This window comes from Streptococcus mitis, from assembly GCF_026782865.1.
GTDB lineage: Bacteria > Bacillota > Bacilli > Lactobacillales > Streptococcaceae > Streptococcus > Streptococcus mitis_CG.
In genome coordinates, this window is record NZ_JAKUXK010000004.1 from 228,011 (window position 1) to 240,773 (window position 12,763).

Annotated in this window: 15 protein-coding genes and 1 pseudogene; 1 reads left to right on the top strand and 15 read right to left on the bottom strand. The window is 43.2% G+C overall.

From position 1 onward, the window contains the following. Nucleotides 1-21: 21 nt before the first annotated feature. From MK482_RS03255 to MK482_RS03325, 15 genes are all read right to left on the bottom strand, one after another. On the bottom strand, nucleotides 22-237 hold the full coding sequence (locus MK482_RS03255) for a YozE family protein (RefSeq protein ID WP_001232084.1): 216 nt from the start codon (nucleotides 235-237) through the stop codon (nucleotides 22-24). A gap of 8 nt (nucleotides 238-245) precedes the next feature. Continuing rightward, nucleotides 246-1,100: an RNA-binding virulence regulatory protein CvfB gene (cvfB, locus tag MK482_RS03260; RefSeq protein WP_001095445.1), complete on the bottom strand. Its 855-nt coding sequence runs from the start codon at nucleotides 1,098-1,100 to the stop codon at nucleotides 246-248. A 59-nt stretch (nucleotides 1,101-1,159) separates the two neighbouring features. Beyond that, entirely contained in the window at nucleotides 1,160-1,717 is a 558-nt protein-coding gene (gene frr, locus MK482_RS03265; RefSeq protein WP_001262225.1) for a ribosome recycling factor, read from the bottom strand. A gap of 8 nt (nucleotides 1,718-1,725) precedes the next feature. Then, nucleotides 1,726-2,463 carry a UMP kinase gene (pyrH, locus tag MK482_RS03270; protein WP_000002996.1) on the bottom strand — a complete coding sequence of 246 codons (738 nt, stop codon included), beginning with the start codon at nucleotides 2,461-2,463 and terminating at the stop codon, nucleotides 1,726-1,728. Nucleotides 2,464-2,546: 83 nt separating this feature from the next. Further along, nucleotides 2,547-3,881: a methylenetetrahydrofolate--tRNA-(uracil(54)-C(5))-methyltransferase (FADH(2)-oxidizing) TrmFO gene (trmFO, locus tag MK482_RS03275; RefSeq protein WP_268717966.1), complete on the bottom strand. Its 1,335-nt coding sequence runs from the start codon at nucleotides 3,879-3,881 to the stop codon at nucleotides 2,547-2,549. A gap of 186 nt (nucleotides 3,882-4,067) precedes the next feature. After that, nucleotides 4,068-4,946, bottom strand: coding sequence for a 16S rRNA (cytidine(1402)-2'-O)-methyltransferase (gene rsmI, locus MK482_RS03280; RefSeq protein WP_268717967.1), 879 nt, complete (start codon nucleotides 4,944-4,946; stop codon nucleotides 4,068-4,070). A gap of 2 nt (nucleotides 4,947-4,948) precedes the next feature. Next, the gene (gene yabA, locus MK482_RS03285) at nucleotides 4,949-5,266 is read right to left on the bottom strand and encodes a DNA replication initiation control protein YabA (RefSeq protein WP_000358227.1); all 318 of its coding nucleotides are present in this window, start codon (nucleotides 5,264-5,266) and stop codon (nucleotides 4,949-4,951) included. 39 nt (nucleotides 5,267-5,305) lie between these two features. Then, nucleotides 5,306-6,196 (bottom strand): DNA polymerase III subunit delta', encoded by an 891-nt coding sequence (locus MK482_RS03290; RefSeq protein WP_268717968.1) that lies wholly within the window; start codon nucleotides 6,194-6,196, stop codon nucleotides 5,306-5,308. Next, a complete protein-coding gene (gene tmk / locus MK482_RS03295; RefSeq protein WP_268717969.1) occupies nucleotides 6,193-6,831 on the bottom strand; it encodes a dTMP kinase in 639 nt (212 codons plus the stop codon). The genes MK482_RS03290 and tmk overlap by 4 nt, the downstream gene beginning before the upstream one ends. 229 nt (nucleotides 6,832-7,060) lie before the next feature. After that, nucleotides 7,061-7,858, bottom strand: coding sequence for a pyrroline-5-carboxylate reductase (gene proC, locus MK482_RS03300; RefSeq protein WP_268717970.1), 798 nt, complete (start codon nucleotides 7,856-7,858; stop codon nucleotides 7,061-7,063). Between the two features lie 3 nt (nucleotides 7,859-7,861). Further along, nucleotides 7,862-9,124, bottom strand: a complete 1,263-nt coding sequence (locus MK482_RS03305) for a glutamate-5-semialdehyde dehydrogenase (RefSeq protein ID WP_268717971.1) — start codon at nucleotides 9,122-9,124, stop codon at nucleotides 7,862-7,864. Nucleotides 9,125-9,133: 9 nt separating this feature from the next. Further along, a complete protein-coding gene (gene proB, locus MK482_RS03310) occupies nucleotides 9,134-10,243 on the bottom strand; it encodes a glutamate 5-kinase (protein WP_033688705.1) in 1,110 nt (369 codons plus the stop codon). 109 nt (nucleotides 10,244-10,352) lie between these two features. Further along, complete coding sequence (locus tag MK482_RS03315; RefSeq protein ID WP_261041166.1) at nucleotides 10,353-11,243, bottom strand: RluA family pseudouridine synthase; 891 nt, start codon at nucleotides 11,241-11,243, stop codon at nucleotides 10,353-10,355. Then, nucleotides 11,233-11,694: a signal peptidase II gene (lspA, locus tag MK482_RS03320; protein ID WP_136936985.1), complete on the bottom strand. Its 462-nt coding sequence runs from the start codon at nucleotides 11,692-11,694 to the stop codon at nucleotides 11,233-11,235. The genes MK482_RS03315 and lspA overlap by 11 nt, the downstream gene beginning before the upstream one ends. Then, complete coding sequence (locus MK482_RS03325) at nucleotides 11,691-12,599, bottom strand: LysR family transcriptional regulator (protein ID WP_001025693.1); 909 nt, start codon at nucleotides 12,597-12,599, stop codon at nucleotides 11,691-11,693. Before MK482_RS03325 ends, lspA begins: the two co-directional genes overlap by 4 nt. On the opposite strand from MK482_RS03325, the pseudogene MK482_RS03330 reads away from it, so the two are divergent. Further along, a pseudogene (locus MK482_RS03330) lies at nucleotides 12,592-12,663 on the top strand (AraC family transcriptional regulator); the annotation flags it as partial. The gene MK482_RS03325 and the pseudogene MK482_RS03330 sit on opposite strands and share 8 nt — an antisense overlap. Nucleotides 12,664-12,763 lie beyond the last annotated feature (100 nt).

The window sequence follows — 12,763 nt, forward strand, 5'->3', positions numbered from 1 at the left end:
GCCCAAACCCAGTGAATCATGCTAGTGTTCTAAGTATTCTTGCCAGATGGCGTCAAAGTCTCCTAGGTTAAAAGAGAAACTAGCATGTTCTTCCAAAAAACGACTCACCTCATCAAAATCATCTGTGTGTTTTGGAAAGGCTGACTCTTCAAAAGCTAGGTCTGCCAAGATAGCTTTAGGACTATTACTTTTAGGATTGCGCTCAGTCATAAGCCAAGTGTAAAATGATTTTCTCATATGTCTCCCTAAATCAACTCTGTCCCAAACTGGTCTTGCTTGATTTTGCCAGCCTTCATCAAGCCACCAAGTGCCTTCTTGAACTGCCCTTTAGAAATTCCAAAGGTTGCCTTGATGTCGTCTGGAGATGACTTATCATTCAAGGTCATAAAACCTCCATTGCTTTCCAAGTAAGTCAAAATCATCTGGGCATCATTTTCCAACATTTCAAAGGAACGTGGTTTGAGGGAGAGGTTCAAGGTACGGTCCACTTCACGAAAACCAATGACACGCGCATCTAAAACTTGCCCCAAACGTGGCTCTGCATAGCGCTCGCTAGGATGGATAAAGCCAAGCATGTTATTTTCTGGTAGGTAAACAAAAGTTCCTGACAGCTTGAGGCGGTAAACAATGGCTGGCCAGTTTTGGTTCTGCATGTTGTTGTAGGCAGGACGAGCTAGACGTTGGAAGTCTTCTTGATAGGCCAAGAGGCCCCAGATACGGTCTTTCTTGTCCACTTCAAGACGGATGTAGAGTTGGTCGCCCTTCTTAGGCCAGAGTTCCTTGAGCTCAGGGAGAATATCGAGTGACACAACGATTTCCTTGTCAGGAAGGCCTGTATCCACAAAGACACCCAAGTCCTTACGAACCTCTGTAACACGGCCCCAACCAAATTGGTCCTGAGTGGCAGTCACTTCTAAGGTTGTCAGGCGGAGTTTTTGCTTCATATCCGTGTAGGCAAAACCTTTGACCGTATCCCCTACTGTATGTTGGCCTTCTTCCTTAGCAAGAGCATAGGTTTGGCCATCCTTTTGCACAAAGTAAAAACGGTCGTTTTCATCGATGATGAGTCCAACGATAAAACTTGCAAGATTTGTATTCATATTTCCTTCTTTCGAATAAAACTCAGCCAGCAATGCCAACTGAGTTTTTCTGTTTATTTTTAGACTTCCAAAAGTTCTTTCTCTTTGTTGGCAGTCATGTCGTCGATGTGTTTAACAGCATCGTCTGTTACTTTTTGAATATCTTTTTCAAGAGTCTTCAATTCGTCTTCAGTGATTTCTTTTGCTTTTTCCTGTTTCTTAGCTTCATCCATAGCATCACGACGGATATTGCGGACAGCCACTTTAGCATTTTCGCCGACCTTCTTCACTTCTTTAGCAAGGTCACGACGAGTTTCTTCTGTGAGAGCAGGGATAACCAAACGAATAACAGAACCGTCGTTAGCTGGCGTGATACCAAGATCAGAAGCGTTCAAGGCACGTTCGATGTCTTTCAATGAAGACTTGTCAAATGGTGTCACCAACAAAACACGCGCTTCTGGAATGGTAATTGAAGCGATTTGGTTAAGAGGAGTTTCGACTCCATAGTATTCTACATGTACACGGTCCAGCAAGCTTGCATTGGCACGGCCAGCACGGATACCACCAAATTCACGAGCAAGTGATTGGTGAGATTGGGTCATTCTCTCTTTAGCTTTTTCAATAATTGCATTAGCCATAATCTTTCTTATTCCTTTTCTTCGATATTGTTTGAAACTGTTGTTCCGATATTTTCACCAAATACGACACGTTTGATGTTGCCTGGTTGGTTCATATTGAAGACAACCAAGTCAATGTCGTTGTCCATTGAGAGGGTTGAAGCTGTTGAATCCATGATACGAAGACCTTTATTGATAACGTCACGGTGGGTCAATTCTTCAAACTTAACGGCTGTCTTGTCCTTCTTAGGATCGGCATTGTAAACACCATCGACCCCATTTTTAGCCATAAGGATGGCATCTGCTTCGATTTCAGCTGCACGAAGGGCCGCTGTTGTATCTGTTGAGAAGTAAGGTGAACCAATTCCGGCACCAAAGATAACGATACGACCTTTTTCAAGGTGACGAAGGGCACGTCCACGGACATAAGGCTCTGCCACTTGTTGCATAGCAATAGCTGTTTGCACACGTGTATCAACCCCAACTTGTTGCAATGAATCTGCCATCACAAGAGCATTCATAACAGTCCCAAGCATTCCTGTGTAATCTGCCTGAACGCGGTCCATACCTGCTTCTGCTGCAGGTTCTCCACGCCAGAGATTTCCTCCTCCGATAACAAGGGCAATTTCGATACCTAAGCTATGAACTTCTTGAATCTCTTTTGCGATTGTTTGAACTGTTTGGATATCAATCCCTACGCCACGTTCACCGGCAAGGGCTTCACCTGATAACTTGATTAAAATACGTTTATACTTGGGATTCGCCATTTTCACTCTCCTTTTTTTATCCTACCTATTTTATCACAATTTCTAAGATTTTTATAGTATCATGAGCAATTCTTTCAAAAAAATTAGACAGTTAAAAATTCCTCTAAATCGCTGAGGGCACGCTCTGCAATTTTTTCATAACGAGCCTTCTTATCACGAATACGTTCGCCTTCCAACTCCTTGATGATTCCAAAATTGACATTCATTGGTTGGAAATGTTTGCTATCGGCATGGGTGATGTAATGAGCCAGACTTCCAATCGCTGTTGTTTCTGGGAAAATAGCCTCGCTTTCTCCCTTGAAAAGACGAGCCGCGTTAATTCCCGCAATCAAGCCTGACGCCGCTGATTCAACATAACCCTCTACACCCGTCATCTGACCAGCAAAGAAGAGATTTGGTTGTTTCTTAGAACGGTAAGTCTGCTCAAGAAGATTTGGTGAATCCATATAAGAATTGCGGTGCATGACACCATAACGAACAAACTCCGCATTTTCAAGACCTGGAATCATTTGGAAGACACGTTTTTGTTCTCCCCATTTGAGGTGGGTCTGGAAACCAACGATATTGTATAGGCTACCAGCTGCATTATCCTGACGAAGCTGAACAACTGCATAAGGTGTTTTGAATTCTCCATCACGAGGGCCTGTGTAGTCGTCCGGATACTCCAAACCGACTGGTTTCATAGGACCATAAAGCATGGTTTTAATACCTCGTTTAGCCATGACTTCGATTGGCATACATCCTTCAAAGTACTTTTCTTTTTCAAAGGAATTGAGCGGTGCTTCTTCCGCATTGACCAAGGCTTCATGGAAATCCATAAACTCTTGCTTGGTCATAGGCGCGTTGAGATAGGCTGCTTCTCCCTTATCATAACGAGACTTGAGATAGACCTTGCTCATATCGATAGTGTTGACATCGATAATAGGCGCTGCTGCATCGTAGAAATAGAAACCATCGCCGTCATTGAGAGCATGAATCTTTTCAGCTAGAGCATCGCTAGTCAAGGGACCGGTCGCCACAACTGTAATAACATCTGTCGGCAATTCTGTAATTTCATCACGAACCACTTCAATCAAAGGGTGGTTGGCAACTTTCTCAGTCACCATATGGGAGAATCCATCACGGTCCACCGCAAGGGCACCACCTGCAGGAACACGTGTAGCTTCAGCAGATTCCAAAATAACAGAACCCAAGCGACGCATTTCTTCCTTGAGAAGACCAACTGCATTTGTCAGAGCATCTCCACGAAGAGAATTGGAACAAACTAACTCTGCAAAATTGTCTGTTTTGTGTTGAGGTGTTGACTTGACACCACGCATTTCATAAAGTTTAACTGGAATACCACGTTCTGCAATTTGGTAGGCTGCTTCAGAACCTGCCAAACCAGCACCGATAACATTGATATAAGATTGAGACACGACACTAATACCTCTTTGGGAGTGTGAAGACAAGGTTCACATTGAAAAAGCCAATCAAACTTAAGAGTTTTCGAATTTCTTGGCTCAGGCTGAAAAAGTCCACAGGACTTTTTCACTCCCACAAATCTTTCTAATTTTTTCTTCTACTAGTATAACAAAAAAAGGGAAGAAGGCAAACTTCCCTGTTTAGTCATTTTCTTGATTTTCTTCCCAGTCGTGATAGGCAGCGTAGAGTTGACTCTTATTCCACTGGTAAATCTTAGCGACTTCCTTGATAGCTTGATTTTTCTTCATGCCTTGCTGGATACGGGCTTTGATTTCTAAGAACAAGTCCTCCTCATCTTTTTCCTCCACATCTTGGCTGGCACCTTCAACAATGAGAAGGCATTCGCCCTTGAGTGGCGTTGCAGCGATACTTTCCAGCAATTCAGAAATGGTACCTCTTTGGTATTCTTCATAGATTTTAGTCAATTCCCTGACTAAAACGACCGAGCGGTCACCATAGACTTCTAGCATATTTTCTAACGTATCTGCCACACGATGAGGCGATTCATAGAAAATTTGAGTTTCAGGATAGTCTTTTTTCGAGTCAAAAAATTGCTTTTGCTGGCCTGATTTTCTCGGTAAAAAGCCGTAAAAGATATGTGGCTGTGGCGCTAAACCACTGGCAATCAAGGCAGAAATTCCTGCAGAGGCACCTGGAACAGTCACAACCGCAATTTCTTCCTCAATTGCTGCCTTAACCAAATCATGACCAGGGTCTGAGATGCTAGGCAGACCCGCGTCGGATACCTGAGCAATACTTTGCCCTGCTTTCAGGAAACCAATCAAATCAGGAATCTTTTCCTTGGCATTGTGCTCATGAAAACTGATTTGCTTGGTAGAAATGTCAAAATGCTTGAGCAATAGACCTGTATTGCGCGTGTCCTCAGCAGCAATCCAGTCCACTTCTTTCAAGGTCTGGATAGCTCGAAAGGTCATATCATCTAGATTGCCAATCGGCGTTGCCACTAGGTACAGCTTGCCATAGGGAGACTGCCCCTTAAAACTTTTTTGAATCTGCATGCCTACTCCCTGTATAACAACTCGTCACAGAACATACATTCCTCGTCCTGCTCTCGACGTTGTCCATAAAAATCATTACATACGTGAAATCCATCTTTATAAATTCGACGGACACTTTCACGAACATGCTTAGCCTTGACAGGAGCGTCTGCTTCCACCTCACCCAAGCGTTCGCGCAATTTACTATTTTCCAAACGAAGAGCTGTATTTTCCTCTACCAGGCTCTTGAGATTTTTCTTGATGGCTTCCACATCGGCCAAGGTTACCAATAACTGTTGGGAAAAATCATCCAGCGCGTCAAATAATTCTTTTTTGTCCATAAAACAGCCCTTTCCTTTCATTATCGTTCATTTTTGAGTTTATATTTCTTTCAAGACCAGATATTCCATGGCATTTTGAAAGCTGACATTAGCTTGCCACATTTTTCTAGCTTCTAGCAAATCTTGTAAAATCACTCTTACTCTTGCTTGTAGGATATCTTGTCCACAGAGAACTTCAAGAATCCGTAAAACCTGATCTTGTTTTTCCTTGTCATCTGCCAAGCTAGCTAGTTTGGCAACTTGCAAATAACTTTCTTTTTTCTTAGCCACTAACCAAGTCAGCAGGCGTTCACTTTCATCAACCAAGGTCCAAAAACTTGCCTGATTAGCTAATTTTTCTGCTTCAGCTCGCGATTGACTAAACTGAGCTAGGAGAGTCGCTTTTTTCTTAACCAGTCCCATTTGTTCTAAGAGCAAGATGAGCTTCTCTTCTTGTTTTTTAAAGTGAAAAATTTGCGTCCGACTTCGGATTGTTGGTAAGATCTTTTCCTCATCGCTGGTCAAGAAGAAAATATAAACCTCACTCTGGGGTTCTTCGATGACCTTGAGCAGAGAATTGGTTGCATTAGGATGCATTTTCTCAGCTTGCTCGATAATAAAGACCTGTTGTTGGTTTTCAATCCCTGCTTGAGAAAACTGCCCCACTAATTCTCGAATCCGTTCTGTCTTGATGACCTGATTGACTGGCTTGATTAAAGTAACATCGGGAAATTCTTCCTGTTCAATCAGCTTGCAATTTCGACATTTCTCACATGGTAGAACGCCAATTTTATCCGTACAAAAGAGGCTCTTAGCCAAAAACTGCGCCATTTCCAAGCTTCCAAAGAAACCTGAAAAGAGATAGGCATGATTGAGCTGGTCTTGTTCTAGGATACGGACAAAGCGGTCAAACTGATCTGGCTGCCAGGCCTTTAGTTGATCTTGTTTCATTTAGCTAATCCCATTCTATCAAACAAGACAGCCTTGGTAGTTTTCACAACCTGCTCCAAAGGAAAACTCGCATCAATCTTGACGATGCGATTTCCTTCTTTGTACAGAAGAGAAAGGTAACCTTGACGAACTTTTTTGTGCAAGTCCAAACCTTCTAAGTCCAAACGATTGACCTCGCGATTACTATTAGCAGCAATGCGAGCCAGTCCTTCTTCCACCTCGATGTCAAAATAGAGTGTCAAATCAGGTTTAAGTCCATCTGTCGCAAACTGATTGAGCCACTCAATGGCGTCAATGTCCAAGCCACGACCAAATCCCTGATAGGCAACAGAACTATCAATAAAGCGATCCATAATAACCAACTTGCCAGCTTCAAGGGCAGGGAGAACTTTTTCCACCAAGTGTTGTCTGCGACTGGCGATATAGAGCAAAAGCTCTGTCTTCGCATCCATCTGAGTATGACTTGGATCCAAAATCACTTCCCGAATCTTCTCCCCAATCAAGACTCCGCCAGGTTCACGGGTCGTCAGCACCTCTACCCCTTTTTCCTCTAAAATTGGGAGCAGAGCCTCTAAAACACTGGTCTTGCCTGCTCCCTCTGGTCCCTCAAGAGAGACTAAAAATCCTTTTGACATGTCTAACTCATTTCTTTTTTACTACTTCTATTCTATCAAAAAAATAGGGGTTTGTGACAATCTTTTTTGTCTTCTCATTTCATACTCAATGAAAATCAAAGAGCAAACTAGGAAGCTAGCCGCAAGTTGCTCAAAACACTGTTTTGAGGTTGCAGATGGAAGCTGACGCAGTTTGAAGAGATTTTCGAAGAGTATCAACCACCATAAAAGAGGCAGACAAAGCCACCTCTTATTTACCTAATTCTTGTGTTCGTTTGTAGGCTTGACCAACTGCATCCATAACTGTCCCTCGAAAAGCATGCGCTTCTAGACTCGCTACACCAGCGATAGTCGAACCGCCTGGGCTACAGACTTGGTCTTTCAATACTCCAGGATGTTGCTGACTTTCAAGGACCAATTGCCCAGCTCCTACCACAGTTTGAGCAGCCATTTTCAATGCCGTTTCTCTTGGCAATCCAGTCTGAACACCTGCATCTGCCAAGGCCTCAATAAAGAGATAGACAAAAGCCGGCCCACAGCCTGCAAGACCTGTCGCCGCGTCGATTAAGCCTTCCCCAAGTTCAACCAAGAGGCCAGCCTTGGTTAAAAGCTGACAAAATAGCTCACTGTCCTCAGCCCTGCAATTAGGAGACAAGGCATAACTAATCACTCCTTGTCCGATAGAAGCAGGGGTATTTGGCATCATACGAATAATTCTGTGCTGACTTGGAAGAAGACTAGCCAGTTTTTCTAAAGTCAATCCAGCTGCCATGGAAATCAAAAGAAGACTTGCTCTTTTTTCAAGGATAGCCTGATATTGAGAAAGCAAGTCTGAGAACTGTGCAGGCTTTACTCCTAGAAAAATCACATCTGCTTCTGCAAAGATTTCTTCGTTGCTGGAAGCTTGACCGCCAAAGTCAGAAATGAAAGCATCTACCTTGGCTTGGCTACGATTGGCAAGGAGAATCTGAGCACCCATCTTGGCCTGCAAGACAGCCTTGGCCAAACTAGCTCCCATATTCCCCAAACCGATAAATCCAATCTTCATCTCTTACTCCCTTATCTGTCCATCACCAGTGACCACATACTTATAGCTAGTCAACTCTTTCAAGCCCATGGGACCACGTGCGTGCAGTTTCTGAGTAGAAATTCCCATTTCACAACCCAGACCAAATTGGCCTCCATCTGTGAAACGAGTTGAGGCATTAACATAGACAGCTGCAGAGTCCACTTGATCTGTAAAGTAAGCTGCTGCTTCAGCATTTTCCGTCACAATGGCATCCGAATGATGGGTACTGTGGGCTTCAATATGGGCAACCGCTTCTTCTAAACTACTCACAACCTTAACCGCTAGGACATAGTCTAAAAACTCAGTGTCAAAGTCTTGGGCCTCAGCTGCTTGACCTGAAAGAAACTGACTTGCTTTTTCATCCAAACGGAATTGAATTGGTTCCAGACCAGCTTCTTTTCGATCTGCAACCAGCACTTGCTCCAAGCGAGGAAGGAAGCTTGCTGCCTTGTCTTCATGAACCAGCAGAACCTCCATGGCATTGCAGACAGAAGGACGACTAGTTTTGGCATTGTTGATGATAGATAGAGCCTTATCTTCGTCTGCATCCTTATCCACATAGATATGGACAATCCCAGTCCCGGTCTCGATAACTGGTACAATAGCATTTTCAACCACTGCATTGATCAACCCAGCTCCTCCACGAGGAATGAGAAGGTCTAGATAGCCCTTTGCCTTCATCATAGCATAACTACTTTCACGGCTGGTATCTTCCACCAGTTGAATTACATCTGGATGAATAGTCGTTGTCTCCAAGCCCTTCTTCAAGGCTGTGACAATAGCATGAGCTGTTTGATAGGCATCCTTCCCACTACGAAGAACAACCGCATTTCCACTCTTAAGAGCCAAAGCAGCCGCATCAGACGTCACATTTGGACGACTTTCATAGATAATACCGATAACCCCCATAGCCACACGTTTTTTGGTGATAACCAAACCATTTTCAAGATGATTGGTTTCTAAAACTTCACCGATTGGATCTGGTAAGGCAACCACTTCACGAATCCCAGTTGCCATCGCTTCTATACGACTTGCATCCAAATAAAGACGATCCAGCATCACATCTGAGATTTTACCCTTGGTCGCTTCCATATCGAGGGCATTGGCTGCTAAAATCTCCTCAGTAGCTGCTAATAAATGATCAGCCATGGCTAGCAAGGCCTGGTTTTTCACCTCTTCACTAGCTGTGTTGATCGATTTTTTAACAGCCTGTACCTGTTCAAATTGTTCTTGTGTACTTACCATAGTTTACCTCTAAAATTCTGTAAAGAGTAGTTGGATTTCAGGAGTAATGGAAATCCAGTCATCGCGGTGAATCAAGACACCCTTGGCTTTTTGGGAACGCAACATATCCTCCAAAGCAGACGCTCCAAATTGCACGCGTCCTTTTCCAAGTGATTTTCCACTTTCCTTGTCAAATACTGTCACGATATCACCGTAAGAAAAGGCTCCTTCTGCGTCAACAATACCAGATAAAAGAAGACTCTTTCCATGTTGAGAGAGAGCTTCTGCAGCTCCTTTATCAACCCAAATAGAACCTTGACTCTGAGCATAAAAGGCCAGCCATTGTTTCTGGGTACGAAGTCCCTTCTCTTGCGCAACAAAGTAGGAACCATCCTTGGTCTCCTCAGCTGCCTCAATCATGGCATCTGATTTCAAGGATGAACAGATATAAACAGGAACTCCTGATTCTGTCGCAATAGTTGCAGCTTTGATTTTGGTTAACATGCCACCAGTTCCGTTTGACGAACCAGCTCCACCGGCCATATCGATAATCTCACGATTGATGGTCTCGATTCGCTCCAAGCGTTTGGCTGTTGGGTCTGAATTAGGATTTCCTGTATATAGACCGTCTACGTCTGTCAAGAGGACCAAAAGGTCTGCTTGGACCATGGCTGCAACCTGTGCACTCAGAGTATCATTGTCCCCAACCTTGAGCTCATCAATAACGACACTGTCATTCTCATTGATGATAGGAATCGCCCCACGGCTAAGTAAAACCGACAAAGCCTGATGGGCATTTTTATAACGGCGCTTATCCACAAAATCATCCTGGGTCAGCAAGATTTGTGCAGAAACGATTTGGCGCAAGAGAAGATTGGTCGTGTATTCTTCCAACAAAAGCCCCTGCCCTACCGCTGCTGAAGCCTGTTTATCAGCAATCTTAGTCGGACGCTTTTTAAATCCTAAGGCTCCAAAACCAGCAGCAATGGCACCTGACGATACCAAAATCAATTCATGACCAGCCTCGTGCAGCATAGCTAACTGCTGGGTAATAGCCTTTACCTTACTACGTGATAAACTTCCATCCTCATTCGTCAGAGATGAAGTTCCCACCTTAAAAACAATCCGTTTGTATTTCATAGTCTCACTCCGATTCTTCATATTTATCCATTATAACATGAATGGCAGGAAATAGAAAAGAGTTGATAGGAAAAAGGTCGAGACAAGTCATCTCAACCTTTTATCACGTCTAATTCTTTCTCAAACTCTCCAATGTTTCCTTAAAAATATCTGGGATATCTGCTGTAAATTCCATGGTCTCACCTGTTCTCGGATGAGTAAAACCTAAAGTCTTGGCATGAAGAAATTGTCCATGTCCTTTCAAAGTCTTGCGTGGACCATAGACTTCATCCCCAGCGACTGGATGGCCGATATAAGCCATGTGAACACGGATTTGATGGGTACGCCCTGTCTCCAGTTGCAACTCCACTAAGCTATAATCACCAAAGCGTTCTAAGACGTGGAAACGAGTCACTGCAGGCTTTCCTTTAGCAGTCACAGCCTGTTTCTTACGATCTTTTTCACTACGACCAATCGGAGCTTCAATCACACCACGATCATTAGGAAGATTTCCATGAACAATCGCCCAATATTTGCGGAGAGACTTTTTATCCTTAAGTTCTTGAGCAAGCGCTAGATGCGCCTCATCGTTTTTAGCAATCATGAGAAGACCTGACGTATCCTTATCAATTCGGTGAACAATTCCTGGACGCAGAACCCCATTGATACCCGACAAGTCCTTAATATGATACATGAGGGCATTTACCAGAGTTCCACTAGTATGACCAGCACTCGGATGCACAACCATCCCCTGAGGTTTGTTAACGACGGCCACATCCTCATCTTGGTAGATGATTTCTAGCGGAAGATTCTCAGCTACATACTCTAAAACCTCTGGTTCTGGCACATGGTAAGTGACGATATCACCCTCTTGAACTGTGTATTTAGCTTTCTTGACTTGGCCATTGACCAAGACCTGGCCTGATTTGATTTGTTCATTCGCGAGACTGCGTGATAATTCTGTCAAATCCGACAAAGCCTTATCTAAACGCAGACCACCAGTTTCAATTTTAATTTCCATTTATTTCCTCTTTTAACATTGCAATCAATAAAATAATCACTCCAACAGTCAGATAGCTATCTGCCACATTGAAAATTGCAAAATTGATAAAGTCAAGGTGGAACATATCCACAACAAAGCCCTGACTGATCCTGTCAATAAAGTTTCCAAGACCACCTGCGATTATCAAAGTCAAGCCCAAGACCATCCAGAATGAGTCCTCCATGTGTTTATGTAGATACCAAATGGCACCTACCATAACGACCAGCGTAATGATAGCAAATAACCACTGCTGGTCTTGTAGCATTGAAAAGGCGGCCCCTCTATTTTGCAGGTAGGTCAAGCTAACGAAATTGGGAATCCAAGAGCGCACTTCACCCAGTGGAATCTGCTGTACGATATAGGATTTGACCAACTGATCCAGCGCAATCAAAAGCAGTACAATGACTGCCACTATTCCTCTTTTTTTCATGATTTCCTCTTCTGATCAAAATATTCTTGCATGACTTCTACGAAAAGAGTTCCAGCCTGACTAAGCTCCACTTCCTCACGTTTAACATAGACCATGCGATTATCCAAATTATCCTTGAGACGAATAACTGTAATACCATTAACACTGTCACTATCTAAAAATCCAGAACCTGTCGCATAGGCGTCCGTCCGCTCCAAAATACCATTCAAGGTAGCACGGTCTGTCACATTAAACATCTGTGAACTAGCACTGGTATCGACAAAGTTCTCTGAATAATAGAGGTACTCATCTTTCTCTTGAGTGAAACGAACCGTTGGTAGATCCGCTAAATCCTCCATGACCAATTCCTCTTTCTGAGCCAAAGGATGCCCCTCACGAAGATAAATATGGGTATGGAAGGGAATCAATTCAATGACCTCAAGGCCTAACTTTTCAACTCGTTGCATGATCCCTTTTTTATTTTGATTGTTGAGGTAGATAATCCCAATCTCACTGTGACCTTGCGCTACTTCATCTAAGATTTGGACAGTAGTCGATTCAAAAATACGGAAGTTCTTATAATCAGGATAGCGCTCTGAAAAGGCAGTAATAGTTGGTGGCAAAAAGTCATAGTGCTGACTAGCAATGGAAAATTCATCCTTTTCTTCCTCAGGATTGGCATACTGATTTTGAAAAATATCAAATCCTTTAACCAATTCTTGCGCTTTTTCATAGAATTCCATACCACGACGAGTCAAGAAAGTCCCTGAGCTGGTCCGACGGAAAATCTTAAAGCCCAACTCTTTTTCCAAATCACGCACAGAAATAGACAGACTGGGCTGACTGACATACATCTTTTCAGCAGCTTCACGAAAAGTACCGCTATTGGCAATAGCCACAACATAGCGTAATTGTTGAATGTTCATCTTCTACCCCCAACTTCTTTATCTTTTCATTATACCATATTTTAGAAGTTTTCCATCGAAGAAAAATAATGTCACTCATAAAATTCATCTACACTAAGAAAGAAAAAATCATGGGTAGCAAAACAAAAAATAGGCTCTCCGAAAAGTCGGAAAGCCTTATTTAA